The sequence below is a fragment of the Nesterenkonia rhizosphaerae genome (assembly GCF_039544555.1).
Taxonomy (GTDB): domain Bacteria; phylum Actinomycetota; class Actinomycetes; order Actinomycetales; family Micrococcaceae; genus Nesterenkonia; species Nesterenkonia rhizosphaerae.
The window spans coordinates 1,352,851-1,379,800 of the sequence record NZ_BAABLW010000007.1 but is presented as its reverse complement, the minus strand read 5'-3'; the positions used below and the strand labels follow the sequence as shown (position 1 = coordinate 1,379,800).

Below are 26,950 nucleotides of genomic sequence, written 5' to 3'. Positions count from 1 at the left end.
TGCAACTATGCACACTGTTGCCGTCCTGGCACTTGAAGACACCATCGGCTTCGATCTGGCCACCGCGGTGGAGACTTTCAGCCAGGCCAGGCTTCCCGATGGCCGCACCGCCTACCGAGTCCTGGTCTGCGGGGAAGACGACGAGGTCAGTGCGGGTGCCTTCACTATGCGCACCCACCACGGAGTAGAGGCCCTCCAACTGGCCGATACCGTCATCGTTCCAGGCCGAAACAATCCGTTGATCCCCACCTCTGCTATCACTCTGGAGGCACTGCAGGACGTGGCAGCCGCCGGGACCCGGATCGCCTCGATCTGCGTGGGCGCCTTCAGTCTGGCCGAAGCCGGGCTGCTGGATGGGCGACGCGCCACCACCCATTGGCGGGCTGCTCAGGCCTTTCGACAGAAGTTCCCCGCCGTGGATTTAGACCCTGATGTGCTCTACGTGGATTCCGGGGCAATCCTCACCTCCGCCGGTGCGTCAGCGGGACTGGACCTATGCCTCTATATGATCCAGCAGGACCATGGAGCCGCCGTCGCCGCTGATGCTTCACGCCTTGCGGTGGCGCCGCTGCACCGCGGGGGCGGGCAGGCGCAGTTCATTCTGCGCAATCAGCCCACCCTGCAGACCGCCAGCCTGGAGCCTGTGCTGCATTGGATTGAGCACAACGCCCACCGGCCCATCACCTTGGAGCAGTTGGCAGAGGCTGCGCATATGAGCGTGCGCACTCTGAACCGGCGCTTCCACACGGAAACCGGGCAGTCACCGATGACCTGGCTGAGCGGTGTGCGGATTCGCCACGCCCAGGAGCTGCTGGAGACCACTGACTACGGCGTCGAGCGCATTGCCCGGCAGACCGGGTTCCCAAGCCCGAGCAACTTCCGCGCCCTCTTCCAGCGCACCCTCGGGGTCTCCCCCAGCGAATACCGCCGAACCTTCCGCGGCGAACGCACCGCTCAGCGGCACCGCCAGCCTGCCGGGCAGGGCTGAGACCAGCGCCGGGAGCCGGACCTAGCGACTGGAAGCGTAGTTCACAAAAGCTGCCGCCAGTGGGCGGAAGGTCGCTTCAATCCCGGAGGCCTCGGCCTCGTATTCCCTGACCACATCCGCTGGGGTTCTGCCGGCCTTCTTCACCAGCTCAGCAGTGCCCTCGGCCCAGCGCTGCACTGTATGGGCATCGGGCTCGGGGTGAAACTGCACCGACCAGAACGAGCTGCCCACTCGGAAAGCCTGCACCGGCGCATCGGTGCCTTCCACCAGATGCACCGCCCCTTCCGGGACTGCCGCGATCTGCTCCTGATGCCACAGCACAGCTTTAGGGCGCTGGGGCAGCACGGAGAACACCGGGTCATCAGCAGCTTCGGGGCGCCGGATAAGCTCCATCACCCCGATCTGCGGAATGCTGCGGCGGAAGACTTCGGTGTCATGGGCTACTGCTGAGAGCTGGGCGCCCAAGCAGATATTAAAGGCCGGGGATTCCTCAGCAGCGGCAGTGCGCTGCAGGGCACGTACAGCCGGAAGCCACTCCCACTGCTCATCATCCTCAGGGCCAGCAGTGCCGCCGAGCACCACCATCCCCTGGTATCCGGCCAGATTCTCCGGAATGGCATCACCACGGTCAGGACGCAGCATCACCAGCTCCGCCCCGGCCTCTTCCAGCCAGCGCCCGAATTTATCGATGCCCACGCTGTCCTCATGCTGAATGACCAGAATTCTCACCATTGATCCGAGTTTACGCGGGCCAAGAGGGGCTCCAGAGCTGCTGCCGGAACTCTTGTCAGGAAACACCCCTACACTCGATAATCGAAGATATGTTCGAATAGCGGGAGTGTTCTGCAGGAGTGTTCTGTAATGAGAGTTCCGCCGATAGGAGTTCTGCGATGAGCGCTGAAGCAGCGGTGCTGCCTGATTCAGCCACGGTGTGGACCACACCTGAAGGTGCCCCGGCACGGCTGGTATGGGGTCACCGCCGGTTTATTGTCACCGATCGGCCTATTCCGTGGATTGACCGTACCCCCTGGTGGGAGTCGCTGAGCCGGATGCCAGCGGGCAAGGCTGACATGCAAGAGCAGCAGATGTGGCAGGTCCAGGCCACCGCGGAAGATGGTCAGATCCTCATTTTTGACCTGGCGGTGATGCCTGGTCAGCAGTGGCCAGTAACCGGAATCTATGACTAAAGCGAGCGAGTTCCTGTGACTGATTTCACTCACCTGACCGTGGCCAGCGCCTTCTCCGCCCATCATGGCACCAGCAGCCCGGAGGCACTGGTGGAGGCTGCTGCCGCCGACGGCGCCCAGATCGCTGCCATTACTGATCGCGACGGGCTCTACGGTGCGGTGCGCCATATACGCGCTTGCATCGCCCATGGGCTTGATCCGGTGGTGGGCGTAAACCTGCAGCTCAAAGACCGCCGGTCTTCGCAGATCACTGCGGCAGCGGAAGCCACTGCGCCTGCAAAAATCACTGCGCCGGCAAAAAATACTGCGCCGGCCGAGATCACCGTGCTGGCTCATGGCCACAATCATGGTGCTGGCTGGGCAGGGCTGGTGCGGCTGATCTCCTCAGCCCATGCGCCCAAGCGCGGGGCCAGACGGATCCCGCATGGGACTGCACACCGACCGGCGTGGATCACGCGGAGCCAACCGGCGGCGTTCATCCAGGACGACGACGGCGCCCCCACTGCCACAGTGCTGTTGGGAGCGCACTCTGATGTGGGCCGGGCGGTGCTGTCCGGGCAGCGCGAGCAGGCGCTGGGACTGCTTCAGGACTGGTGCCAGCGGCTGCCCGGCGGCGTCGTGGTCGATATTGTCTGCCACCACACCAAACCGGGACTGCCTGGCAGTCTGCGTCATGCCGCCCAGATGCTGCAGTTGGCAGTAGCAGCGGAAGTCCCTGCCGTGCTCAGCAATGCAGTGCGCTATAAAACTCAGGACGAGGCTGCCACCGGTGATGTGCTCGATGCGGCTGCTCATCTGTTACCGCTGGGGAAGTTCGCTGCCCAGCCCAATGCGCAGGCCTGGCTGAAGCCCGCTGAGCTGATGCACCGCCTGGCTCAGCAGATCGTGGAGGCTGCCGGGCTGCGTCCGACTGCTGCTCATGATCTGCTGGATCAGACCCAGCGGTTAGCACAGCGGTGCCGGCTGGATCCGCAGACTGATCTGCGCTGGCGGCAGCCGAAAGTCCCAGAGCTGGATGTGCTCGGACTGCACAACGGTACTGGGCTGGCCCCTGATGAGATCCTCACCCAGCGCTGCCAGACTGCGCTGGATCAGCGCTACCCCCATGCCTCGGGTCAGGAGCTCAGCGAGCTGGAACAGCGGCTCTCCGATGAGCTGGGCACTATCCGCCAGTTCGGATTCAGTACGTATTTCCTGACCGTGGCAGATGTGGTGGATATGATCCGGCAGCGGCGCATCCGTGTGCAGGCCCGTGGCTCAGGCGCCGGAAGCCTGGTCAATTATCTGCTGCAGATCTCCACCGTGGACCCCATGGAACACGGCCTGCTCTTTGAGCGCTTCCTGGGCAAGAAGCGCAGCGCCCTTCCTGATATTGATGTGGACATCGAATCGGCCCGTCGCCATGAGGTCTACGAGGCGATCTTTGAACGCTACGGCCACCACCGGGTGACCCTGTTGTCCATGCAGAACCGGTACCGGGCTCGGGGTGCGGCTCGTGATGCCGGGCTCGCCCTGGGCCTGACCGAGGAGCGGATCGATCAGATCGCGCAGAATCTGTGGCGCTTCAACGCTAGGGAGTTTCGGCAGGTGCTCTCTTCCAAGCCGGAACTGCGGGAAGTGGCTGAGCTGGTGCGCGCCGAGCCGGAAGTCGATCTGCTGGTAGATCTGACCGAACGGCTGGACCGGCTTCCCCGGCATATCTCCATGCACCCCTGCGGGGTGATCCTCGGGGATGCCGATCTGCTCTCTCTGACTCCCACACAGCCTTCGGGGATCGGGTTGCCGATGTCGCAGTTCGATAAAGACGATATTGACGATATGGGTCTGCTGAAGCTGGATGTGCTGGGAGTCCGGATGCAGTCCACCATGGCCTATGCGGTCAAGGAGATCCAGCGGGTCAACGGTGCTCAGGCTGCGGAAGAGGGCGGCCTGCCGTCTGATGCCCCTTATATCTCTGCCGAAGGTGAGGTGGACCTTGATGCCTTGCCTAAAGATGATGAGACCACCTTCGCTGCCATCCGCACCACCCACACTCTGGGGATGTTCCAGATTGAATCCCCCGGTCAGCGGGAGCTGGTTGGGAAGCTGCAGCCAGATGCCTATTCAGATCTCATCGCGGATATCTCACTCTTCAGACCCGGACCGATGAAGGGCAATATGGTAACCCCCTTTGTGGAGCGCAAGCACGGCTTTGAGGACATCCGCTATCTGCATCCCCGGTTTGCGCCTTTCCTGCAGGACTCCTATGGGGTGGTGATCTATCACGAACATGTGCTGCGGATCCTCAGCGATGTCATGGGGATCTCGCTGGCGGAAGCAGATGAGTTGCGCCGTCGCCTGGAGAAGGACGCCGAACAGATCGAAGAACAGTTCCGGCGCCGGGCGGCAGAGAATAAGGACGCCGGAGTCCCACGCTTCAGCTCCGCAGAGATCGACCGTATCTGGGAGGCCCTGAAAGGGTTCGGCAGCTTCGGCTTCTGCAAGGCCCACGGTGCCGCTTTTGCGTTACCCACCTATCAGTCGGCATGGCTGAAGGCCCATTACCCGGTGGAGTTCCTGGCCGGGATCTTTGAGCATGACCCCGGAATGTATCCGCGCCGGCTGCTGATGGCTGAAGCCCGGCGCATCGGCATCCCGCTGCTGCCCGTGGACGTCAATGTCTCCAGTGCGCAGTACCGGGTGGAGCGCGTCAACGCTGAGGAGAAAGGCATCCGGCTCTCGCTGCGTGATATTCGAGGTATCACCGAGGCTGAATGTGAGCGCATTGTGCAGGGCCAGCCGTATCATTCCATTGCTGATTTCTGGCGCCGGGCGGCCCCTTCCCGGCCATTGATGGTGCGCCTGGCCAGTATCGGTGCCCTGGATTCTCTGGCAGCAGATCATGAGCAGCGCACCTCCCGTGGTGGGCTCATCGCCTATGTTCGCCAGCTCACTGCAGCTCCGAAGAAACCCCGGTCGGCGCGAGTCGATGGGCCGGTGGACAGCGCGGAATCTCAGCCTGCGCTTTTTGCTGAGCATGCCTTGTTCAGCACCAAGGAACCAGAGCCCTCAGCCGAGGAGCGCATCAGCGCTGAGCTGGATGTGCTCTCCAGCGAGGTCAGCGGGCATGTCATGCAGACCTATCAGCCGCTGCTGGACGAGCTGGGAGTGACTCCAGCATCCCAGCTGCTGGATCTGCGCAACCATTCCCAGGTACTGGTGGCCGGCATTCGGGTAGCCACTCAGACCCCGCCGATGCGCTCAGGCAAACGTACCGTGTTCATCAGTCTCGACGACGGCACTGGCTGCGCTGATACAGCGTTCTTTGAGGAAGCTCAGCAGCAGGCTGGACCGCTGCTCTTCGGCACTAAGCTGATGGTCATCCGCGGGAAAACCCGACGTACCGGGGACCGTGGAGTCTCTATCCTGGCCGACGGAGCTTGGGACCTGAAACAGCTGTGGGCCCAGTGGCAGCAGACTCATCAGGTGGATCTGTTCCAGGAATCAGAGACTCAGCTGGTCTGAAAGATCCCGCAGGATCTCTGCAGCAGGGCCCGGGCGGGCGTGCCGCCAGCCGGTGCCCGCCCAGAGGTTCAGGCCCTCAGGGTCACCCGCAGCGGCGGCAGCCTGACGCAGCGGTGAGGTCAGATAGTGCACCGCCGGGAACCCCAGCGGTGCGGAGGCCGTGAAGCGTTCAGTGAAGTCATTGACCAGTGCACGTGCCGGTCGTCCGGAGAAGGCTGTGGTCACCACGGTTTCCCGGTGCAGCTGGGTCAGGGCCTGCTGATGTGCTGGCTGGGTGCCGCTTTCATCGCTGCGCAGCAGCACTGTGCCCACCACCGCGGCCTCGGCTCCCGTGTGAAGCAGGTCTTTCACCTGCTCGGCAGTGCCGATTCCACCGGCGCCCCACAGTGGAAGATCGGTGGCGGCACGTACCTGAGAGAGAAGCTGAAGCAAGCCCGGCTGCGCTGGAGGTATCCGCGCTGGCCAATCCTGCGGTGACCATTCCTGTGGTGACCACGTCCCAGAATGACCTCCGGCTTCGTGGGACTGCACAATGAGACCATCCACTCCAGCCTCTGTAGCCGCCAGTGCTTCGTCCACCGAAGTGACGGTCTGCACAGTCAGCGCACCGGCCTGCTGCAGCCCGCGGATATCCTGCGCAGGTGCCAGTCCGAAGGTGAAGCTGACCACCGGTGGAGGGTTCTCTACCAGCAGCTGCACTTTAGCGGCCCACGCGTCATCGTCTTCCCGGGGTTCAGGCAGCTTCACCTGATCATCTTCGTCAGTACCGCTCAGCGATTCATAGCGCTGCGCCCAGTCGGTCAGCTGCTCCGCGTAGCTGGTGAACTTCTCCCGGTCCACCGGCACCGGGTGAGGAGCGAAGAGATTAACACCAAAAAGCGAAGTCTGCTGCCGGACTGCCTGGATCTGCTGCGCCAGCTGCTCCGGGCTGCGGTAACCGGCGGCCAAGAACCCCAGAGCCCCAGCCTGGGCAGCGGCGATCACCAGCTCCGGGGTGCTGGGGCCGCCTGCCATAGGGGCTGCCACCACCGGCAGCTGTGCGCCGAGCTGCTCCAGAAGCTGCTGGCGCGCAGCGCGGCTCCGTTCAGCGCGCAGCCATGGAGCCACCTGTTCGCTCAGCAGCGGCGCCACGTCCTCGGCAGGCTTCAACTGTTCCAGCGGGATCCAGCGGATCTCTGCGATTTCTGCGGCAGGTCTCAGCTGGTCCAGAAGATCATCAGCCACGGCGTCGAAAGTCACCCGGAAGTTGTGGCAGACCACAGTGTGATCGGGTTCGTTAGCTGCCGGGGCGGAGAACTCGCCCATGGGGATCAGTTGCTCAGGCTGCAGCTGAAGGCCCACCTCCTCGCGGACTTCGCGCAGCGCAGTTTCCGCCGGGTTCTCCCCCGGCTCAGGCTTGCCGCCCGGCTGCATGAACCGGCTGGTGCCCTGCTTGCGGACGGTCAGGACTCGACCTTCGCTATCGCTGAGGACCAGGGCTGCCACACGGATGATCTTTGATTCGCTCACCCGCTTGAGTCTACGTAAGCAGTCGCGAAGGGTTTAGGCTATCGGCGGTAATACGCCTGACCAGCAGAAAGCAGGGGCCGAGGATGGCACGCGTTGGAGTAGTTGTCACAGATACTTATTGGGTTCCTGCAGGAGACCAGGACACCGGGCCGTTGATCGCGGCCCTGGAACGGCTGGGCATTGCGGCAGAGCCGGTGGTGTGGCATCAGTGGCAGGCTCAGGACGCTGAGCGGTTTGATCTGCTGGTGATTCGCAGCCCCTGGGACTACACCGAACGTGAAGCCGAGTTCCGTGCCTGGCTGCAGACCACCGGTGCGCAGCTTCCGGTGCTGAACTCACCGGAGCTGATCGAGTGGAATCTGGACAAGGTGTATCTGCAGCAGCTGCAGCACAAGGGCATCAGCATCGTGCCCACTACCTGGGTGCAGGATGCTGCAGAGCTTGAACAGGCGCTGGCCAGTTATGGCCAGCAGTGGACGGTGCTGAAGCCCAGTGTTTCTGCCGGCTCGCTGAACACGGAACTGCTGCGGGCCGACTCCGCTGAGGCCTTTGCGCTTGGTGCCCGGATTATCAATTCGGGCCGGACCCTGCTGATTCAGCCAGAAGTTCCAGAACTCACCGCCGGGGATGAACGGGCACTGTATTTTATTGGCGGGGAGCACACCCACACCATCGCCAAAGGCGCATTGCTGGAACGCGGCGGCGGTCTGCTCGGCGGGAACTATCAGGAGCGCCCGCAGCTGGTGTCCGCCAGTGAGGAGGAGCAAGCCTTCGGAGCTGCCGTGCTTTCAGCTGTGCAGGAGGTCACCGGAACCGGTATGCCGCTCTACGGACGCATCGATATTGTGACCACTGCGCAGTGGGGAACAGTGCTGCTGGAGGCAGAGCTGTTCGAGCCTGCGCTGAATCTGCAGCGAGCGCCGGAGGCCGCCGATGTGCTCGCGGCAGCAATCGCCGCTCGGCTGCCCGTTCAGGCCCAGGCCTGAATAGCCAAGCTGCCCAGGATTCCCAGCAGTCCGGCCCAGATGTAGCTGGCCAGAGTGCCAATGATGAAACGCTCAGTGGCCTTGGCGCGGTGTTCAGACTTTGCTGAGCGCAGTTCCGGGTAGCGTCCGAGCCCTTTCACCGCCAGCACTACCGCGATGGCTTCTGGGTATCCGGCCAGCACTGTGCCGGTGATGGCCAGCCGCTCCAGGACACCGATCCAGGTGCCGCCACGCAGTACACCTGGAGCGGAGCCTTCTGGTTCCACCCAGCGCAGGATTCCGGCCACCACAAAGAGCCCTGCGCCCATGGAGAGCAGCAGGGCGCTGGTCACAATCAACACGGTGATCAATACAGCCATCTCCTCAAGTATCGGCAGCGGGCCTGACATCCTCGCCGGTTCTATAGGTGCCCTTCAGCGGTGCTGATCAGGGCGGCCACCACAGGACGCGCCCTGCGCTCCTCCTCCACCATGGCGGTTCGGGCCCGTTTGCTCACTGCCTGCGGCGAGATGCCCAGGTCAGCGGCTATCCGGGCCTGGTTCATTCCTTGTGCCTGACGGTCAGCTACGGCCCACCCTTCGGCAGAACGACGCCGCACCACCGCTGCCAGCAGCTGCAGCACCGCAGTAGCTTGACCTGCGGCGTCGTTATTGGCTCCCTCCACCACCACCGGCACCGGCTCTGCTTTGCCGCGGGCCCGCTCCACCGCGTTGCGGGCGTGGATGAACACCTCTCCCGAGCTTTGCCGCGGACTGCTGCCCAACGGAAGGTCTGCCGGGCCAGCACCCACACCGATAGCCCAGTCGCCTGCACGTACCAGCTGCAGCGTGAAATCCAGCGCCGTCTCGGCGTCGCTGAGCACTATCTGGACTTCATCTCCTACGGTGCGTTCCAGCGGCAGCAGGATGTGCTCTGCCCGCTCGTCCGCCCAGGGGCTGAGATCCTCGAGCAGGCGGCGCACCCTATCGCCGGTTTCCCGGCTGCGATGCTGATCAGCTGTCACCACGAACATAAATCAACCCTACAAGGTTGATACCCGCTAATCAACCCCTGAAGGTTGATCACCGAGGCGCACCTCGCAGGGTCAGTGCATTGGCGCTGATCACCAGCCCGATCCCCACCCAGCCAAGTACCGGCAGCACCTGTCCCAGAAAAGCCGCCCCCACCAGCGCAGCAAAGAACGGATGAAGGGACATCCCGAGCCCGAAGATCAGCGGAGGGATTCGTCGCAGCACCATCAGGTCAAGGGCATATGGGACCGCAGAAGACAGCAGCCCTGAGACAACGGCGAAGACATAGGCCTCCCAAGGTGGTTGTACGTGAAGAACGATGACCACCCCCAACGGCACCATCACGCAGGCTGAGAGCGCCGTGGAGACTGCCGCGCCCTGAATGCCGGCTACCCGGCGTCCCACGGTTCGATTGGTCAGGATATACCCGGCCCAGCACAGCCCTGCCAGCAGCCCGAAACCCAAGCCCAGCAGGTCACTTGATGGACCAGGACGCGCCAACAGAACGACGCCGCCGAGTGCAAGCGCCGCGCACAGCCCGTCGCGCAGTCGGCGAGACGCAGCCAGAGCCACTCCCAGCGGCCCCAGGAACTCCAAGGTGACCGCGGTACCTAATCCCACACGATCCACCGCCGCATACAGTGTGGTGTTCATCCCTGCGAAGAAGAGCGCCAACAGCACCAGTGGCCCCCACTGGCTGCGGGTATAGCGCCAAAAACGCGGCCGGGCGAGGGCAGAGAGCACGACGGCGGCTACTAACTGTCGCGCAGCAACCACGGCTACCGGACCCATAGTGCTGAAGGCCAGGGAACCCACCGCGGCACCGAACTGGGTACTCAGTGCCGAAGTGGCCATCATGGCAAATCCTCCGGTGGTGCCAGGTTTCGGCGGGCCCGAAGGCGGCTGTGGCTCAGGGGACATGAGCTGATTCTGCACCGGGACCGGCCAGTGGCCCAAGAACTGCTTCGAAGGCCAACGACCTGCTACCCGGATGCATACAATCACCAAGTGTCTCGCTTCTTCGCCGACCTGACTCCGCTGCGGGTGTCCCAGGCCTACCGCCGACTGTGGCTGGGCAATGCCCTGGCCGCCGTCGGCGCCCAGTTGACCCTGGTGGCGGTGAGCCTTGAGGTCTACGCGCTTACCCAGTCCAGCTTGTACGTGGGCTTGGTGGGGCTTTTCGCCCTGGTGCCGCTGGTGGTGGCCGGGCTCTACGGGGGCGCGGTGGCTGATGTCTATGACCGGCGGAAGGTTGCCCTGGTCTCTGGGTTCTTCCTCTGGCTATCCATCTGCGGAATCACCGCCCATGCATGGATGGGCGTGGAGAACGTTTGGCTGCTCTATGGACTGGTGGCTCTCCACTCGGCTGCGCAGGGAGTCAACCAGCCCACTCGCAGCGCCATCATCCCGGCCCTGGTGGGGCACAAGTTGCTGCCAGCTGCGAATGCGCTGAATATGATGACATTCAACTTCGCAATGATGGGCGGCCCCCTGCTGGCAGGCGTGCTGGTGGCCACTGTGGGCTACGCCTGGACGTATTCGATCGACGTCGTCGCTTATCTTGCTGCACTGTGGGCACTGTTCAGACTGCCCCCACTCCCACCGCAGAAAGATGAGACCGACGGCGCTGACCCCCAGCCGCGCCGAGTGGGAGTTCGCTCCGTGGTGGAGGGACTGGTGTTTTTGAGGACCCGCAAGAACGTGCGCATGACGTTCCTCATGGACTTCGCCGCGATGATCCTTGCAATGCCGCGCGCCCTCCTGCCGGCCATCGGCGCGCTGCTGGTCGGCGGCGGCGAGCTGACAGTCGGCATCTTCCTCGGAGCATTGGCAGCAGGTTCATTCCTCACCGGCGTGTTCTCGGGACCGTTGATGCGGATACATCGCCACGGTGCTGCTGTGACCTGGGCTGTGGCCGCATGGGGCGGGTGCATTGCCGGCTTCGGTGCGGTGGTGTGGCTCGCCTCCGGCGAACCTGTGCCCCCTGATGGGTCGTTGACGTGGTGGGTGTGGCCGGCTGCGCTGCTTTTGCTGCTGGCCGGCGTCAGTGATGCGGTGGCCATGATCTTCCGGCAGACCATCCTCCAGTCAGCTACACCTGATCACTTAAGGGGCCGCCTGCAGGGCGTCTTCATCGTGGTGGTGGCCGGTGGCCCGCGCTTGGGGGAACTCGTCTCCGGAAGCGTTGCTACCGTTGTTGGCGAGTCCCTCACGGCCGTGGCCGGAGGAATCCTGTGCATCCTCACAGTGTTTGTCCTGGCCCGCAGATTCCCCGGATTTCTGCGGTACGACTCCCGTAATCCCACACCCTGAGCCCGATTCACAAGAAACTCACAGAAAGAAAGATCACAGGACGATAACGGGCCGGTATCCGCGGAATTCTGCGGTTCTTGGGCATTCTAGGGGCTCTCCCGCTTAGTTGACGCAATACTTTTGAGACCTTTTACTTGATGGCGGACATCTTCTGTGATGTGGATGTGACTCTTGGGCTCCCTCTTCCCCGGCCCATCGCATCGGTCCGCACCAGTGCGGGCGAACATCTCAGGAGTGCTTCGGCTGGCAATCCCGACGCCGTCCATCCGCCAGCTGGAGTGACACGTAACCGTGACCAAGTGAGGAAAGGAGTGCAGGGCGGCGGCGCAGGACCCGGGAGGGTCCCCAAGCGCTAGGGAACTTCGCATACGCAGAACAATGAAGACTTCCATGGCTTTCAAGAAGATCCTCGGCGGCTCTATGGCTGCTGCCACCCTGGCCGGTGCCGCTGTTGTGGCGCAGGCTCCTGCAGCTAGCGCCGCCAGCGACTGGGACCGCCTTGCTGAGTGCGAGTCCGGCGGCAACTGGTCCATCAACACTGGCAACGGCTACTACGGCGGTCTGCAGTTCTCTAAGCAGTCCTGGGAGGCTGTAGGCGGCAGCGGCTTGCCGCACCAGGCTTCCAAGGAAGAGCAGATCAACCGCGCAGCAAAGCTGCAGGCTATTCAGGGCTGGGGCGCATGGCCCGCATGCTCGGCTCGCCTGGGCCTCTCCGGTACTCCTAGCGCCGCTCCTGCTCAGAACCAGCAGCAGTCCGCTCCGGCGCCTGCAGCTCCGGCCCCGCAGCCGGCTCCCCAGGCTGCACCTGCCCCCCAGCAGTCCGCACCTGCTCCGGCTCCGCAGCAGTCGGCGCCTGCACCGCAGCCCCAGACTGAGCAGCCCCGCAACCTGGCACCGGCTTACAGTGCCGAGCCGAACACCTCGGTGGAGGTCTCCGAGGAGACTTACACCGTTCAGTCCGGTGATTCACTGAGCTCTATCGCCGCTGAGCTGGGTGTCGAGTGGACCGATCTGTGGGGTGCCAACCAGGACCTGGTAGAGGATCCCAACCTCATCTACGTCGGTGACGAGCTGAAGCTGCCCGTTATCTGATTCCTGAGGTCTCAAGCTGGCCCTGGGCATAGCTGAAGACCACAGTGCCGTGCTGATCGGTGCGGTAGACGGCTGACTCCAGCCTCTGGAGCATCCCGGTGATCTCTGGTGCAGGATGGCCGTAGCTATTGTCCTCACCCACACCGATCAGCGCGACAGAAGGTCTGGTGAACTCCAGAATCTCGGTGCCGCCATTAGCTGCACCGTGGTGAGGTACCTTCAGCACATCAACATGCTGAGGCAGAGCCTCTCGAGCCAGCAGAAGATCAGTGACCTCCTGTTCGAGGTCTCCGGTACTCAGCAGGCGCAGCGGATCGTTCGCGGGTCCGTCTGCGCCTGCTGAGTACTCGTGTATCTCAAAGAGCACAGCCAATGAATTGTCGTTGGGATTGCGGTGATAATCCGCCGCTGCCCACACCGTCCAAGTCACCGGAAAAGCTCCTTCATGGATACCGCTGTCCCCCGGGTGGGCTCGCTCAGCTGAGACCTGAACTGACTCTGCCTCCGGGGCCTCAGCAAGCTGCCAACCGGCGCTGGCGGAGTACAGCAGACGGTGGATATCTGCGGCTTGCTTCACCCCGGGCATTCCGCCGTAGTGATCACGATGTTCGTGGGTGATCATCAGTACTTCCACCTGCTCAATCTCCAGATGGTTCAGGCATTCCTCGGCCGCTGCGGGCTCCTCCCCGGTATCTACAACAATCCCAGCCTGCGCCCCAGTCCGGATGACCAGCATGTCCCCCTGGCCCACATCGCACAGCGCGAAGCGCCAGTCCCCCGGCAGCTTCTGCTCCCCCAGCCCGGTCAGCGGAACAATCAGCGCCAACACTGACGCTGCTGCGCTGACCAACACCCCCATTTCAGCGCGACCAGGACGCTGCAAGGCAATCAGCAGCCGGCACAGAATCAGTGCTGCAGCCACGTAGAGCAGAACTAACACCGCCCCGAGCCAACCAGCAGGCCACGGCGCCAGTGCCTGCGGCAGGCTGCTGGCGCCACGCCCGATGAGCCCAATACCGGCTGCTGGAACACCGGCTGCCCAGAGCAGCACCTGACTCACTCCCGGCAGGGTAGTAGAGAGCACCGCTGCCAGCGTCCCGGGGACAGTCACCAGCGGCAGCAGCGGGCCGGCCAGAATATTTGCCGGCACACTGTAGGTCGTCACTCCGGCGGCCAATGGCAGCAGCACGGGGGTCACCAGCAGCTGCGCTGAACAGGCCAAGGCCAGCGGACCGGCGATCAGGGCGGGCATTCGCTGCTCAAAGAGCTCTTTGAGCCTGTGCCCGATCAGAACGATCCCTGCCGTGGCAGCCACGGAGAGCTGGAAAGCGGGCTCCGTGCTGAACCAAGGGTCATACAGCAGCAGAATCAGCACACAGAGACATAGCAGAGCTGAGGACGCTCTCCCCCGGCCGGCGAAGACTGCCAGTGCCCCAATGGAGCCCATGAGCGCCGCCCGAATCACACTGGGCGCAGGCTGTACCAGCATCACGAACAGCAGCAATCCCAGCAGCGTGATCACCACGGTGCTCCAGCGTGGCATGCGCAGCAGTCTCATCAACCCCATCAGCGCACCCATGACCAGCGTGCAATGAGTTCCGCTCACCACTGTCATATGGGTGAGGCCAGAGACCCGCATCGCTTCGGTGAGCGCCGCGTCCTGTCCAGAGCGATCCCCCAGAATGATGCCCGGCAGCAGCGCCGGCGCGTCCCCTAGCGCCCTAGCTGAAGCATCAGCAGTCGCCTGTCGCAGCGCGGAGAAGGCATCTGTGACCGTGGTCCACTGGTCTTCAGGCAGGATGCTCAGCGCCTGGTCACCAAAGGGAAAGAGCATGGCGCTGGCCCTTTCGCCCTGCTCCAGCTGGGAGGTCCGGACCAGACCCTGGTAGCGGTGGCCGGCGCGGACCACATCAGCTGGATCCTCACCTTCACTGAGCGGATGCATAAGCAGCACTGCGGCCCCCACTGGCACCTGGTGCTCGCCGGGGGTTGTCTGGGCGTGAGTGACCGTGGCTCGTACCAGCAGCCGCGGCTCTCCGGATCGATCCGGTGTGGCAAGGACTTCGGCATCCTCCAGGACCCGGAGGGTCACCCGCAGCGGAGCCTCCTGGTCCACAGCTGCGGTCCATCCACTCAGCTCCTGGCTTCGAAGGTCCTGTCCTGCCACACCTAGTACAGCCGCAGCTGCCACGATGCACAGCAGAAGGTGCAGGCCGATGATCCGGCTCAGTTCTAGGACGCGCCCGGGCTCAGCTGCGCTGGATCGCCGTGGCGGAATGAGCAGACAGAGCAGTATCAGCAGAGCCAGCAGGCCAAGACCAGCTGCAGCGCTCAGGGATGCTCTCCAGGGTGTATGGACCGCCACGAGAGCCGCGCACCATACGCATAGGGCCGCAGGCAGCAGCCGGAGATCCAGCGGAGAGCGTCGACTGGTCAGTCCTGCCCCGGTCACCACGTCACGAGCTCAGCAATATTGCCCAGTATGGCCGGGCCGATCCCGCTGACGGCGGCGAGTTCTTCTAAGGAGCTGAAGTCCCCGTGACTCTCGCGATAGGTGATGATACGTCCTGCCAGCGCCGGGCCGATCCCTGGCAGCTGCTCCAAGGTGGCGCTGTCGGCAGTGTTGATGTTGATCAGTGCTGGGGCCTCAACCCCTGCTTCTGCCACCGCCGCGGGCGAACCAGTTTGCGGTAGGTCAGTGTGGCCAAGATGGTGCCCCGCGGCCTCGAGCTCATCGGCGGTGGGCACATAGATCAGGCCGCCGTCGGCCACCGGTGCCGCCAGGTTAATGCCGTGGGCGGCAGCTTCATCGCCGAGGCCTCCTGCAGCATCAACGGCATCAACAACCCTGGCTCCGGCGTCGAGCTCCACCACCTGAGGATCCCGGACCGCACCGGCTATATGAACCGTCACAGTCTCTGATTCCAGCGTCTCCGCAGCCTCGGAAACGCCGTCGGACGCCGGGGGCTGTTCCAGAGGCCGGGGCTCATGGGGATCTTCAGCAAGCTCTGGGGGTTCCGGCAGGTCTTGTGCTTCGGGATTGTCACGGGCAAGCCATGAGACCCCCAGCCAACACAGCACGCCGAGCACCACCAGCAGGATGGCGGGCAGGCGTACTCCGATTCGCGCTGGTGCGTTGTGCTGGGCCTGCCGCTGAGCCCGAAGCCGCTCGCCGCGGGTGAGCAGTTCATCCTCATAGCTCTCCATAGCCTCAGGCTAGGAAGCGCAGCTCTGGAATATCCGCAGCTCTGCCCGCGCTGTGGACGCCATCGGCACGGCGCTGAACAGCCAAGGGATTGGGGAAAACCTCACCTCTGGGGAGGATTAAGTCCCTGCTGTCACCGTGACAGCCACCGCGCCCAGACCAAGATGCGCAGCGACCCCGGGTGGCAGTTCCAGAACTGGCACAGGTTCGGCGGAGACGCCTTCCATCGCTTTGGCCAAGCGCAGCGCCGTGGGATAGTCACCAAAGGTATGCACACCGATCAGCGGCGACGTGCGTTCTTCTGCTGCTGCCAGGGACACCGCTTCTAGCCGCTCCAGGGCGCGCGGCCAGGTGCGTGGTGTCTCCAGCAACGCCACTTCTCCATTGCGCAGTCCCAGAAGCGGCTTGATCCACAGCAGCGAACCAAGGATGGAGGCCAGCGTGTTGATGCGTCCACCGCGGCGCAGCTGTTCCAGGCTCGGTACGGCAAAGGAGGTGAAGGTCGCAGCGGCGGCACGTTCGGCAGCAGCGGCGGTCTCGTGCAGAGTCCCACCAAGCCGCCCGGTGATGGCGGCCTCCAGCACCGCTTGGCCCTGAGCAAGGCCAGCCTGGCGGGTGTCCACCACCACCACCGGGATATCCACCTCCGCGGCAGCCAGCCGGGCGGCGTCGTAAGTTCCGGAGAGCTTCGCGGAGAGATGCACCGAGACAATCCCGGCATAGCCCTGCTTCTGCAGTCGCCGGTACGCTGCGGCTAGCCGGCCCGGGGAGGGCCGGGAGGTGCGCACCGGTGTTCCCGCGGCCACAGCGAGCGGCAGATCCCGATCCAGCTCCGGGCTGGCCTCGGGGTAAATCAGCGCAGCATGATGCGGATGATCGATCATCACCGGGATCGGAACGCACTCGATGCTGCTGCCTAAAACTCCCAGTTCGAGCTCACCGGTGGCACGATTAACCGGCAGCGCGCAGGCAGAATCAGTGACGACGGCGATGCGTCCGCGGCGTCGTCGTAGATTCGGCTTCAGCCCGGGATGCTGAGCCCGCCGGGCAAAGAGCCGGTCCTCCACTGCCTGCGCCCAGCGCCGACTGAGGTCCTGACTTTCTGCTCTGGCGAGCTCAGCTTCTGCAGGCAGGGCGATCAGCCTGTCACAACGTTGACCAGCTTCGGTGCGCGCACAATCACCTTGCGCACCCCGCCGTCTTCCTCGACGTACTTCTGGATCTTCGGCAGCGCCAGCGCCTGAGCCTCCAGCTCCTCGGCACTAATATCAGCGGGAACCTCGAGCTTATCCCGCAACTTACCCTTGACCTGGACCACTGCGGTGATGGTGTCCTGCACCAGCAGGGCCTCGTCGTAGGCCGGCCAGCTGCTGTTGGCCACCGATGCCTGATGACCCAACATCGCCCACATATCCTCAGCAGTGTATGGAGCCACCAGGGAGAGAATCTGCGCGGCAACTTCAGCGGCCTCGCGCACTGCAGGGTCAGCGGCGCCGGCTCCGGAGTCGATTTCCTTACGCGCAGCGTTGACCAGCTCCATGATGCGGGCCACCAGCACGTTGAACTTCTGGTCCTCCAGGAGGTTCTCGACATCGGCAATGGTCCGGTGCGTGACCGCGCGCAGCGCCTGGGAACCAGCGGCCGGATCCGTTCCAGGGGCTGATTCTACGTCCTGGGCCAGCCGCCACGCCCGCGCCAGGAACTTCGCTGAGCCTGAGGGGGAGACATCAGCCCAGTCCACGTCATCCTCCGGTGGGGAGGCGAAAACCATGGTCAGGCGCACCGCGTCCACACCGTAGAGATCCAGCTGCTCGCCCAGGTTCACGCCGTTGCCCAGGGACTTGGACATCGCCTTACCGCCGTTGAGCACCTGGCCCTGGTTCATCAGTGCCTTAAACGGCTCGGTGAAGTTCACCAGTCCCAGGTCGTAGAGCACCTTGGTGAAGAACCGGGAGTACAGCAGGTGCAGGATGGCGTGCTCGACGCCGCCGACGTACTGGTCCACCGGAAGCCACTGGTTGACCTGCTCCGAGGGGAAGACCTCTGACTCGTTGGTGGGGTCCACATAGCGCAGGTAGTACCAGGAGGAGTCCACGAAGGTGTCCATCGTGTCGGTGTCGCGGGTGGCTTCCCCTCCGCAGGACGGGCAGGTCACATTGACCCACCCTTCCGCACCTGCCAGCGGTGACTTGCCCTTCGGGGACAGCTGCTCTCCGCGCAGGTCAGTGGGCAGCTCGACCGGCAGCTGATCCTCGGGTACGGGCACTTCGCCACAGTCAGCACAGTGGACGATGGGAATGGGAGCTCCCCAGAATCGCTGGCGGGAGAGCAGCCAGTCACGCAGCCGGTAGTTGACCTTGGCCGCACCGAGGCCTTCGGCTTCAAGCACCTCAATGGACTTCGCGATCGCCTCGGCCTTGGGCAGACCATCCCATTTCGGGGAGTTGATAGCCACACCCTCGCCGGCAGTGGCGGTACCGGTCTCAGCAGGATCCTCCTCACCGGTGTCCACCACCACCTTGACCGAGATGCCCATGGCGCGGGCGAATTCAAGATCACGCTGGTCGTGGGCGGGAACACCCATCACCGCACCGGTGCCGTAATCGGCCAGCACATAGTCGGAGGCCCAGATCGGCAGTTTCTCGCCGGTCAGCGGGTGGATGGCATAGCGTCCCAGGAATACTCCGGTGCGCTCACGGTCGGCGGACTGCCGCTCGATCTCCGAGACGCTGCCGAGCTTGTCGCGGTAGGCCTCCAGCTCGGCCCGCTGAGCATCGGTGACCAGCTCCAGGGCAAGATCCGCGTCCGCGGCCACCACCATGAACGTCACACCGTAGAGCGTGTCGGGACGGGTGGTGAAGACACTGATCGGCTCACCGCCTTCAATCTGGTAGGTCACCTCCGCGCCGGTGGAGCGGCCGATCCAGTTGCGCTGCATGGCCAGCACACGTTCGGGCCAGGTGCCCTCCAGCTGCTCCATATCCTCCAGCAGCCGGTCAGCGTATTCGGTGATCTTGAAGTACCACTGGTTCAGGGCCTTCTTGGTGACGGCGGTGCCGCAACGTTCGCAGACGCCGTCGCCCACTACCTGCTCATTGGCCAGCACCGTCTGATCCTTCGGGCACCAGTTGACCGGCGAGTTCTTCCGGTAGGCCAGGCCGCGGTTGTAGAACTGCAGGAACAGCCACTGGGTCCAGCGGTAGTAGAGCGAGTCGGAGGTGTGCAGCCGGCGGGTCCAGTCCATGGAGAGGCCGTAGCGTTTGAAGCTGGCGGCCTGGGTCTCGATGTTGTTGTAGGTCCATTCGGCCGGGTGCGCGTTGTTCTTGATCGCGGCGTTCTCTGCGGGCAAGCCGAAGGAGTCCCAGCCGATCGGGTGCAGCACGTTATAGCCGCGCAGCCGGGCGTAGCGGGCGGGCACATCTCCGATGGCGAAGGCCTCGGCGTGGCCCATGTGGAGGTCCCCCGAGGGGTAGGGGAACATATCGCAGACGTACTTTTTAGGCCGCTCGTCGGCGGGGTCGACCACAAACGTGCCGTCCTCTTCCCAGAACGGAAGCCAGCGGGCTTCGATCTCACGGAAGTCGTAGGCCTTCTTCTCAGCGTGGGTCTCGCTCACCTGTGGGGCACCTCGAGGTCGTAGTCTTGCGGCGCGGCATGCGCCTTCACGGAAAATTCAACTCGCCTTAGTCTAGTTGGTTTTATCTCGCCGATAGGCTGATCCCGTGGAGACAGCACAGACCGCAGATATGACCCGGCATTGGGTGGGCTACCCCCACCGACCAGGCAACCAGCAGACACTGAACCTGAAGTTCAACGACGACGCCGGGCCCGGCGGCCTGACCTCCCGGGTTGCGCTATGGCAGTACTCTCCGCGTGCTGGCACAGCAGGTCCGCAGAAACGTCCGCGCATTCTGCTGATTCATGGTTTCCGCGGTGATCACCACGGAATGCAGCTCATCGTTGATGCTTTGCCAGAGTTCGAGGTGTTTGTCCCGGACCTGCCAGGATTCGGGAAGACATCCCCGCTGGTGGACGCCCAGGGCTCTCGCGTGGAGCATACGGTAGCTCGCTATGCCGGATTTGTGGGGGCTCTTGCGCAGCAGCTGGATTTGAACGAGCACGATGTACTGATGGGGCATTCCTTCGGGACCATCGTCACTGCTGCTCATACCGCGCAGAACCCTCAAGCCTGGGCCAAGCTGGTCCTGACGGCACCAATCAGCAATCACATCTTCCGTGGAAGGCTGCTGGCCGGAGCTGCCGTGGTAGAGCTCTACTACGCGATCAGCCGGCTATTGCCGGAGTCAGCTGGCAATGCATTCCTGCGCTCACGCACCGTGCTGAAGATCACTAACCTGACAATGCGCGCTGAGCGGGATCCGCGTGTCACTGAGTATGTGCGCGACCAGCATGCGCAGCACTTTGGCGGCTACTCCGACCGGCAGACTCTGCTAGAGGCCTACGCTGCTTCGAGCCGTCATACGGTGCTCGATTATGCCGCTGATCTTCAGCTTCCGGTCTTATTGCTCCCGGGTTCCGGGGATCAGCTGAGCACTGAGGCCGGGCGTCGTGCGCTGCGTGATGCGCTGCCGCAGGGGAAGCTCGAGGTGATCCGTGGGGCGGGACATCTGGTGCATTATGAGAAGCCTGCCCAGATTGCCCGCGCTATCCGCCGATGGGTCTCCTAGAACTGCAGCGGGTCAGAACTGCAGCGAGATGACGTCGTCCACCGCGATCCGCAGGCCGCGGTGTTCGGTGCCGCGGGAGCCGGGGGCTGCGCTGCTGCTGCGCCGGACCCGGCGCACCTCGGCGATGATCTCTGCAGCTTGGGCATAGGAGAAGAACAGCAGCCAGCGCTGCCTCTCGTCATCAACCGGAGCCGGTCCGATCCATTCCAGCCCCGCTGGCAGGGCTGCTTCGGCCATGAAGGCCTGCGCTTCGGCGGGTTCTCCGCTGAGGCTCAGCATCCGGGTGGCAGGCGGCAGCCCCAGCTCGAGCCGGCGGTATAGCTCCCTGCGGGCGTAGCCCACCGGGTCCCAACGCACCAGTGCCGCGGTGAGTTCTTCGTCGCTGGCGGTGACCACCACCGTGCCGGACTGGGCGGGGTCCGCAGAGCGGGGACGCACCAAGGAGGCTGCCCGGAACCAGCGAGCCAGTACTTGCCGGGGCACATCGAGGCCTTCTCGGTTCAGCTGCGCATCTCCATCCAGCAACAGCGCGGCGCTATAGCCCTGGGCTGCTGCCGGCTCTACACCAGGGGTGCTGACTACCAAAGCGGGTTTTTCCCCTACTTCGGCCACAGGGTGATCTCCGGTGGAGGAGACCACTGTGGTGTTGGGGAAGGCTCTGCCTAGTTCCTGGGCGGTGCGATCCGCGCCACGGGCGCCGGCGCGGAAGGTCCCGTTGCCGCATTCATGACAGCGGTGCCGCCGGTGGTGCAGTCCGCACCAGCGGCAGCGCAGCGTCTGGGACTGGCCGTGGTGGGCCGGCAGGGTCAGCGGTCCGTGGCATTCGGGGCATTCTTGTCGGCTTCGGCAGCGTTCGCACAGTACGGCGGGGATGAATCCGGTGCGTCCTACCTGTACCAGCACCGGCCCATGGGCGAGTGCTTCACGGGCAGCCCGGTAGGCAGCAGCTGGCAGGCGAGCCTGCTGGAAAGTGGGATCGCGCTCCTGCTGGTAGGAATCCGCCGTGGAGATCATCAGCGGCGAGGCGGTCCGGCGCTCTTCTCGACCTGGCGCTATATCCTCCAGCCAGCCGCGTTCCACCAGTCGCTGAACTTCCAGACTGCGGTGGGCAGAGAGGAACAGCATTGCAGCACCGGTCTGCACGGTCCGAAGCAGTGCTACTTCGCGCACATGCTGATAGGGGGCGCGCGGTTCCGTGTGGCTGGGGTCATCATCATCGAGCACCACCAGCAGTCGAAGCTTGGACACTGGCGCATACACGGCAGAACGAGTGCCCACAGCTACTCGAGCCTGGCCGTAGCGCAGTCGCAGATACGAGCGATACCGCGGTGTGGGTCCCATCTCTGCGGTCAGCCGGGCGACTGTGTCCTCCCCCAGGGCATTCTCAAGCACCTCGGCTGCACGGTCCACATCACGCTGATCGGGGACGACGACGATCGCATCTCCCCCGTCGGCGAGGCAGTCCTGTACCGCCTGCAGAATCTTCTTTTCCCAACTGTGCGGCCCGAAAGATGTCAGAGCCAAGTCGGCCTGGCGCGGGCCCGGGGGCTGCGTTGGTTCCTCCTGCTCCGGGGCAGCAAGCCCGGCGAACTCCTTCTCCACGCGTGCTGCCCGCGCTGGAACTGCAGCGCGCAGCACATCTGAGGTTGTACCCGCGTAGCGCTGTGCGACTTGCTCGGCCAGCTGCAGGACCTGGCTGCTGAGCAGCGGTAGTGCCGAGACGACTTTGGAGATCAGACTCAGCCGCGCCGCCGTCGTCGGCGTCTCACTGCGGGAGATCACCCAGCCGGCCATGTCCCGTCCGGAGAACTTCACTTTCACCCGGCAGCCGGGGACGATCACGTCTTCGAAGTCGGTAGGCACCGCATAGTCAAAGGGGCGATCCAGGTGGGGCACAGGCGTTTCCAGCAGCACCTGGGCTACGGGAAGGCGCTGCGCGGATCCCGCCGGAAGTTTTGGCGCAGCAGGTGGTGCCAGTGAGTCCAGCAGGGCAGGTTGGGAGGCGGTGGGTGAGGCTGTCCGCTCCCTGCTGTGCTGCTGTCCGGTCATGTCATTGATGCTACTTGGCACCCCGGACATTGTGGGCTCCAAGGGTCTGATAGGCCGCTGGCTGCATGCCATGTTCCCCAGCTATAAGTGTCTCAGCGCCGGACACCCGGTCAGTGTTCTGAGCTGCGACCGCCAGCCATTCTCCGTTCTGCTGGTGGACGACGAAGCTGATGACACCGCTGCGCGGAGCGGTGACTGTTTCCCCCAGCGGTGTCTGACCGGTGAGGTTCCAGGCAGCGTGCACCACGGCGATCTGCTCGCTCAGGCGGCGCACGGTTGTCCGGGTCAGCGTCATCTCTGAGTCTCCGAAGATCCGGCGGAAGCCGTATTCGTGGGCGCTGCGGATACGATCGCGGGAGCTCCACCAGAGGCCGACGACGTTGACGAAGTCGGCGTCCTCGGTGAAGAGGCTGGCCAGTGCATCCGCGTCTGCGCTGTTCCAGGCGGTGACAAAGCGCTGGGCGATGTCCTCTGCGGCATGTGTCGGTTCTGGTTGGTGTACGTGGCCCATGTACGGCAAGCATGGCACGCTGCCCGCGCGATCGCCATGGCTCGCGTCAGCTCACAGGGGGTGTTTTTGGTGTGGGTGGGCTGAGGTGGCCGTGGGATTTCTGCCGGTGGTGCCTGCGGCAGAGGTGCTGAAGAAATCGACCGGCCCCCACTTCTGACGCGCATGCTCTGCAGCAGCTGGTGTTGAGCTCCGCGGGGTTCTCGCAGCAGAGCTGAAGAAGAACTCCGCAGCGGCACCCAGCACTGACTCTGCCAGACTTCCCCCGGCACGAGCCCGCCCTATAGCGCGTGCTGCTGCGTTGATGTCCATACTTCAACCCTAAAGACAGGGCCTGACACAAAACTCAGTCAACCGCCGCCGACAGCAGTCTCGGGCAGCGAAGGGTCAGAGGCTCCTTGAATCGCCGTGAGGAGAAGTCCCACCAGACGGCTAGATCCGCACTTTCTAGAGCGCGAGTGAAAGCACCAGGACTGCGGTGGAGAAAGCCAGCATACCGAGGCAGTTGATCCAGAAAGTCTGTCCGACGAAGTCGGCTCGAATGTGAGCGGCAGCGGCGCAGATGAAATAGACGATCACGCCAACATTTGCTGCAAGGCCGACGCCCGGAACCCACATTCCAACGATGAGCCCACACGCGGCGAGGATCTTGATGACGATGAGAGTCCACCACCAGTCCCGGGGGAAGCCAACACCGTCCAAGCAGTCACGAATGAACCGTGGCGGACGTATAGACATTGCAGCATCAACACATAAAACGAGGGCGAGAAGAGCCTGGGGCCACCACAGATCCGGAACGAGAGACAATGGGGCGCCTTTCAGATGCGATACGCCGCGAACGCTGTTCGGAGCTATTCCTGAGGCCAGATGGAACGACCGGGCTTAGCGCCAGCCAAATCAACCGACCGCCAACATAGGCAGGATACATCGCATGGCACTTAAGCGCCGCGCTGAGCTCAGGCGTCGAAGAAACTCTTCAGCGCAGCAACGCGGTTCAGCTGCTCCCATGGGAACTCCTCACGCCCGAAGTGGCCGTTCTTGGCCGTCTCGCGGTAGATCGGACGCTTCAGATCCAGGTCCTCGATGATGCCCAGCGGTCGCAGGTCAAAGACCTCTCCGATCGCCTCGGAGATCTTGGCAGGATCAACCTTCTCGGTGCCGAAAGTCTCCACGTAGATACCCACCGGGTGCGCCCGGCCGATGGCGTAGGCGATCTGGATCTCTGCCCGGTCAGCCAGACCCGCAGCCACCACATTCTTCGCCACCCAGCGCATAGCGTAGGCCGCGGAGCGATCCACCTTGGACGGATCCTTGCCGGAGAAGGCACCACCGCCGTGGCGGGCGAAGCCACCGTAAGTATCCACAATGATCTTGCGACCGGTCAGCCCCGCATCCCCCACAGGTCCGCCAATCACGAACGGGCCGGAGGGGTTGATAATCTCAGCCACACTGCTGATATCCAGTCCGATGTCAGCAATCACCGGCGCGATCACCGCTTCGGAGATGTCAGCCTGCAGCTGCCGCTGCTCGGTCTCTGCAGTGTGCTGAGCGGAGACCACTACGGTCTCCAGTGCCACCGGCTTCTCGCCGTCGTATCCGATGGTCACCTGAGTCTTGCCGTCGGGGCGCAGGTACTCCAGCTCACCGGACTGCCGTGCCTGGGTCAGCCGAGCGGAGAGCCTGTGCGCCAGCGCAATGGGAGTGGGCATATAGCTGGAGGTCTCATTCGTGGCGTAGCCGAACATAATGCCCTGATCACCCGCGCCCTGTGCGTCACGGGGATCCTCCGCGCCGGAACGCGCCTCCAGAGAGTTGAACACTCCCCCGGCAATATCTGGCGATTGCTGGCCGATGCTGACAGAGACGCCGCAGCGCGCGCCGTCGAATCCATTGGCCGATGAGTCATAGCCGATGCCCAGCAGCGTCTCGCGCACGATCTGCGGAATCTCCACATAACCTTCGGTGGTGACCTCACCAGCCACATGCACCAAGCCAGTGGTGGTCAGCGCCTCCACGGCAACGCGTGAATTGGGATCAACGCTCAGCAGGGCGTCGAGAATGGCGTCGGAAACCTGATCGCAGATCTTATCGGGGTGACCGATGGTCACTGACTCCGAGGAGAAAAGTCGCAGCGGGGATGAATTACTCACCGGCATATCCTACCGCCGCGTATGGACTCAGCTCCCGGCCCACGTCATACTGCGACTCACGGCTGAAACCGCAGCGGACTTCAGCTTCTCAGCAGCTGAGCAGCACGGGCGACGACGGCAGCCGCCGCCTCCTGCTTGCTTCCTGCCACATGCTCAGCCTGGGTCTCCCCCAGCTTCTGCTGCACGTGGTCTGCGGCGAGGATGTAAATCTCAGTGGTGTCCTGTCCGAAGACAAGGTTCTCCCCGACTTTGTTGAGTACCAGCAGTTCGCACCCTTTGCGGGCCAGTTTCTGCTGCGCAAGCTCCAGGGGGTCAGTGCTGGCGTCGCCGGTCTCTGCAGCGAATCCCACAATCACCTTCGGTCCGCGGTGCTGCTGCGCTCGGCGCTGCACGGTGTCAGCGAGGATGTCCGGATTCCGTTGCAGAGTGATCACCGGCGACGCGCCGTCGTCGGTTTTCTTGATCTTCGCCGCCGCATAGTCAGCGGGCTTGAAGTCCGCCACTGCAGCTGCCATCAGCAGCACATCGGCATCCTCAGCGGCGGTGAGCACTGCGGCCTGCAACTGATCTGCCGTTTCAATGCGCTCAACACTCAGGTTCGGCTGCTCAACGGGGGCCTGGATGTCCATCACCCCAGCGATGAGATGCACCTGCGCTCCGGCAGCGGCGGCCTCCAGTGCGAGCGCCACGCCCTGCTTGCCGGAGGATCGATTGCCCAGGTAGCGAACCGGATCCAGCGGCTCCCGGGTCCCGCCCGCAGTCACCACCACCGTACGGCCTGCCAGCGGCCCGGCGGCGACCGGGGCCAGGGATACGTCTGGAGCATTCAGCAGCTGGGTGATCTGCGCATAAATCTCTTCTGGCTCCGGCATACGCCCAGGGCCGGAGTCTTTTCCGGTAAGCCGGCCAACTGCGGGCTCCATGACCTGGATACCGCGGCCCCGCAGGACCTCCACGTTCTCCACAGTGGCGGGGTTCTGCCACATCTCGGTGTGCATGGCCGGCACCAACAGCTTCGGCGCCTCCGAGGCCAAGAGGGTAGTGGTCAGCAGGTCCGGTGCCATGCCGGCACGCACCCGGGCCAGCAGGTCAGCGGTGGCGGGCGCGACGACGATCAGGTCGGCTTCCTGCCCCAACCGCACGTGGCGGACCTCATCGATGCCTTCAAAAACAGAGGTGGTCACCGGGCGGCCGCTGATGGCTTCCCAGGTAGCTTTGCCCACGAACTCCAAGGATGAAGGCGTGGGAATGACATCGACCTGATGCCCGTCCTCCCGCAGCAGTCGCAGCAGGTGCACCACCTTATAGGCGGCGATACCTGCACTGACTCCAAGAACGATCTTCATGAGGGGAGAATGCGCATCAGGTCGATGATCTTCGGCTGAAAAAGCCCTTCAGGCTCAGGCAGCCTCAGCCTCGGCGGAGGCCTGTGCCTTGGGCTTCTGCACCAGCAGGTCCTCGTGGATCTCACGCAGTGCGATGGAGAGCGGCTTCTCGTTGAGCTTGGTCTCCACCAGCGGGCCGATGTGCTCGAAGAGGCCCTCGTGCAGCTGCGCGTAGTAGTTGTTGATCTGACGGGCGCGCTTGGAGCCGAAGAGCACAAGTGCGTACTTCGAGTCGGCCTTGGCCACCAGGGCGTCGATCGGCGGATCGATGATGCCTTCGAGCTGCTCAGTCACGTGGATACACGTCCTTATGTGTTGTTTCTTCTTCGGTCTTACCGGTCAGTCAGCCGACTGCCTCATATGATGCGCAGAGGCC

General features: G+C 63.8%; 23 protein-coding genes. 7 read left to right on the top strand and 16 right to left on the bottom strand.

The window, feature by feature from the left end; all coding sequences use genetic code 11:
- Nucleotides 1-7: 7 nt before the first annotated feature.
- On the top strand, nucleotides 8-988 hold the full coding sequence (locus tag ABEA23_RS12185; protein WP_345478277.1) for a GlxA family transcriptional regulator: 981 nt from the start codon (nucleotides 8-10) through the stop codon (nucleotides 986-988).
- Nucleotides 989-1,009: 21 nt separating this feature from the next.
- On the opposite strand, the gene ABEA23_RS12180 is transcribed toward ABEA23_RS12185, so the two are convergent.
- Entirely contained in the window at nucleotides 1,010-1,720 is a 711-nt protein-coding gene (locus ABEA23_RS12180) for a type 1 glutamine amidotransferase (RefSeq protein WP_345478276.1), read from the bottom strand.
- 158 nt (nucleotides 1,721-1,878) lie between these two features.
- Here ABEA23_RS12180 and ABEA23_RS12175 point away from each other — a divergent pair, with 158 nt between their 5' ends.
- Together ABEA23_RS12175 and ABEA23_RS12170 are read left to right on the top strand one after the other, a co-directional pair.
- Nucleotides 1,879-2,175, top strand: coding sequence for a DUF6504 family protein (locus ABEA23_RS12175; RefSeq protein ID WP_044492695.1), 297 nt, complete (start codon nucleotides 1,879-1,881; stop codon nucleotides 2,173-2,175).
- Between the two features lie 15 nt (nucleotides 2,176-2,190).
- Nucleotides 2,191-5,679 (top strand): DNA polymerase III subunit alpha, encoded by a 3,489-nt coding sequence (locus ABEA23_RS12170; RefSeq protein WP_345478275.1) that lies wholly within the window; start codon nucleotides 2,191-2,193, stop codon nucleotides 5,677-5,679.
- Here ABEA23_RS12170 and ABEA23_RS12165 read toward each other — a convergent pair.
- Nucleotides 5,659-7,188, bottom strand: a complete 1,530-nt coding sequence (locus ABEA23_RS12165) for a nitronate monooxygenase (RefSeq protein WP_345478273.1) — start codon at nucleotides 7,186-7,188, stop codon at nucleotides 5,659-5,661. The genes ABEA23_RS12170 and ABEA23_RS12165 overlap by 21 nt on opposite strands.
- An 83-nt stretch (nucleotides 7,189-7,271) precedes the next feature.
- Between ABEA23_RS12165 and ABEA23_RS12160 the strand changes: the two genes are divergently transcribed.
- Nucleotides 7,272-8,174, top strand: coding sequence for an ATP-grasp domain-containing protein (locus ABEA23_RS12160; protein WP_345478272.1), 903 nt, complete (start codon nucleotides 7,272-7,274; stop codon nucleotides 8,172-8,174).
- Here ABEA23_RS12160 and ABEA23_RS12155 read toward each other — a convergent pair.
- From ABEA23_RS12155 to ABEA23_RS12145, 3 genes are read right to left on the bottom strand one after another with little or no spacing between them, the layout of a single operon-like run.
- Nucleotides 8,159-8,533, bottom strand: coding sequence for a hypothetical protein (locus tag ABEA23_RS12155; protein WP_345478271.1), 375 nt, complete (start codon nucleotides 8,531-8,533; stop codon nucleotides 8,159-8,161). The genes ABEA23_RS12160 and ABEA23_RS12155 overlap by 16 nt on opposite strands.
- 41 nt (nucleotides 8,534-8,574) lie before the next feature.
- Nucleotides 8,575-9,186: a hypothetical protein gene (locus ABEA23_RS12150; protein ID WP_345478270.1), complete on the bottom strand. Its 612-nt coding sequence runs from the start codon at nucleotides 9,184-9,186 to the stop codon at nucleotides 8,575-8,577.
- Between the two features lie 49 nt (nucleotides 9,187-9,235).
- Complete coding sequence (locus ABEA23_RS12145; protein ID WP_345478269.1) at nucleotides 9,236-10,105, bottom strand: EamA family transporter; 870 nt, start codon at nucleotides 10,103-10,105, stop codon at nucleotides 9,236-9,238.
- A gap of 87 nt (nucleotides 10,106-10,192) precedes the next feature.
- Here ABEA23_RS12145 and ABEA23_RS12140 point away from each other — a divergent pair, with 87 nt between their 5' ends.
- Together ABEA23_RS12140 and rpf are read left to right on the top strand one after the other, a co-directional pair.
- Nucleotides 10,193-11,497 (top strand): MFS transporter, encoded by a 1,305-nt coding sequence (locus ABEA23_RS12140; protein WP_345478268.1) that lies wholly within the window; start codon nucleotides 10,193-10,195, stop codon nucleotides 11,495-11,497.
- Between the two features lie 390 nt (nucleotides 11,498-11,887).
- Nucleotides 11,888-12,589, top strand: coding sequence for a resuscitation-promoting factor Rpf (gene rpf / locus ABEA23_RS12135; protein WP_345478267.1), 702 nt, complete (start codon nucleotides 11,888-11,890; stop codon nucleotides 12,587-12,589).
- Here rpf and ABEA23_RS12130 read toward each other — a convergent pair.
- The 4 genes from ABEA23_RS12130 to leuS all read right to left on the bottom strand — a co-directional run bounded on the left by ABEA23_RS12130 (nucleotide 12,582) and on the right by leuS (nucleotide 19,410).
- Nucleotides 12,582-14,954: a ComEC/Rec2 family competence protein gene (locus ABEA23_RS12130; protein WP_345478266.1), complete on the bottom strand. Its 2,373-nt coding sequence runs from the start codon at nucleotides 14,952-14,954 to the stop codon at nucleotides 12,582-12,584. The genes rpf and ABEA23_RS12130 overlap by 8 nt on opposite strands.
- Before the next feature lie 83 nt (nucleotides 14,955-15,037).
- Nucleotides 15,038-15,796 carry a helix-hairpin-helix domain-containing protein gene (locus tag ABEA23_RS12125; protein ID WP_345478265.1) on the bottom strand — a complete coding sequence of 253 codons (759 nt, stop codon included), beginning with the start codon at nucleotides 15,794-15,796 and terminating at the stop codon, nucleotides 15,038-15,040.
- A gap of 117 nt (nucleotides 15,797-15,913) precedes the next feature.
- Nucleotides 15,914-16,861, bottom strand: coding sequence for a DegV family protein (locus tag ABEA23_RS12120; RefSeq protein WP_345478264.1), 948 nt, complete (start codon nucleotides 16,859-16,861; stop codon nucleotides 15,914-15,916).
- A gap of 71 nt (nucleotides 16,862-16,932) precedes the next feature.
- The gene (leuS, locus tag ABEA23_RS12115; RefSeq protein WP_345478263.1) at nucleotides 16,933-19,410 is read right to left on the bottom strand and encodes a leucine--tRNA ligase; all 2,478 of its coding nucleotides are present in this window, start codon (nucleotides 19,408-19,410) and stop codon (nucleotides 16,933-16,935) included.
- Nucleotides 19,411-19,516: 106 nt separating this feature from the next.
- Here leuS and ABEA23_RS12110 point away from each other — a divergent pair, with 106 nt between their 5' ends.
- Entirely contained in the window at nucleotides 19,517-20,482 is a 966-nt protein-coding gene (locus tag ABEA23_RS12110; RefSeq protein ID WP_345478262.1) for an alpha/beta fold hydrolase, read from the top strand.
- A gap of 12 nt (nucleotides 20,483-20,494) precedes the next feature.
- Here the strand turns inward: ABEA23_RS12110 and ABEA23_RS12105 are convergent, their stop codons facing one another.
- The 7 genes from ABEA23_RS12105 to rpoZ form a co-directional block, all read right to left on the bottom strand.
- Nucleotides 20,495-22,531, bottom strand: a complete 2,037-nt coding sequence (locus ABEA23_RS12105; RefSeq protein WP_345478261.1) for a primosomal protein N' family DNA-binding protein — start codon at nucleotides 22,529-22,531, stop codon at nucleotides 20,495-20,497.
- A gap of 10 nt (nucleotides 22,532-22,541) precedes the next feature.
- A complete protein-coding gene (locus tag ABEA23_RS12100; RefSeq protein WP_345478260.1) occupies nucleotides 22,542-23,042 on the bottom strand; it encodes an SgcJ/EcaC family oxidoreductase in 501 nt (166 codons plus the stop codon).
- Nucleotides 23,043-23,093: 51 nt separating this feature from the next.
- The gene (locus ABEA23_RS12095; protein WP_345478259.1) at nucleotides 23,094-23,351 is read right to left on the bottom strand and encodes a hypothetical protein; all 258 of its coding nucleotides are present in this window, start codon (nucleotides 23,349-23,351) and stop codon (nucleotides 23,094-23,096) included.
- A 135-nt stretch (nucleotides 23,352-23,486) separates the two neighbouring features.
- The gene (locus ABEA23_RS12090) at nucleotides 23,487-23,846 is read right to left on the bottom strand and encodes a DoxX family protein (RefSeq protein ID WP_345478258.1); all 360 of its coding nucleotides are present in this window, start codon (nucleotides 23,844-23,846) and stop codon (nucleotides 23,487-23,489) included.
- Nucleotides 23,847-23,995: 149 nt separating this feature from the next.
- Nucleotides 23,996-25,189 (bottom strand): methionine adenosyltransferase, encoded by a 1,194-nt coding sequence (gene metK, locus ABEA23_RS12085; RefSeq protein ID WP_425577177.1) that lies wholly within the window; start codon nucleotides 25,187-25,189, stop codon nucleotides 23,996-23,998.
- Nucleotides 25,190-25,269: 80 nt separating this feature from the next.
- Entirely contained in the window at nucleotides 25,270-26,535 is a 1,266-nt protein-coding gene (coaBC, locus tag ABEA23_RS12080) for a bifunctional phosphopantothenoylcysteine decarboxylase/phosphopantothenate--cysteine ligase CoaBC (RefSeq protein WP_345478256.1), read from the bottom strand.
- A 54-nt stretch (nucleotides 26,536-26,589) separates the two neighbouring features.
- Nucleotides 26,590-26,868, bottom strand: a complete 279-nt coding sequence (rpoZ, locus tag ABEA23_RS12075) for a DNA-directed RNA polymerase subunit omega (RefSeq protein WP_345478255.1) — start codon at nucleotides 26,866-26,868, stop codon at nucleotides 26,590-26,592.
- Between the last annotated feature and the right edge of the window lie 82 nt (nucleotides 26,869-26,950).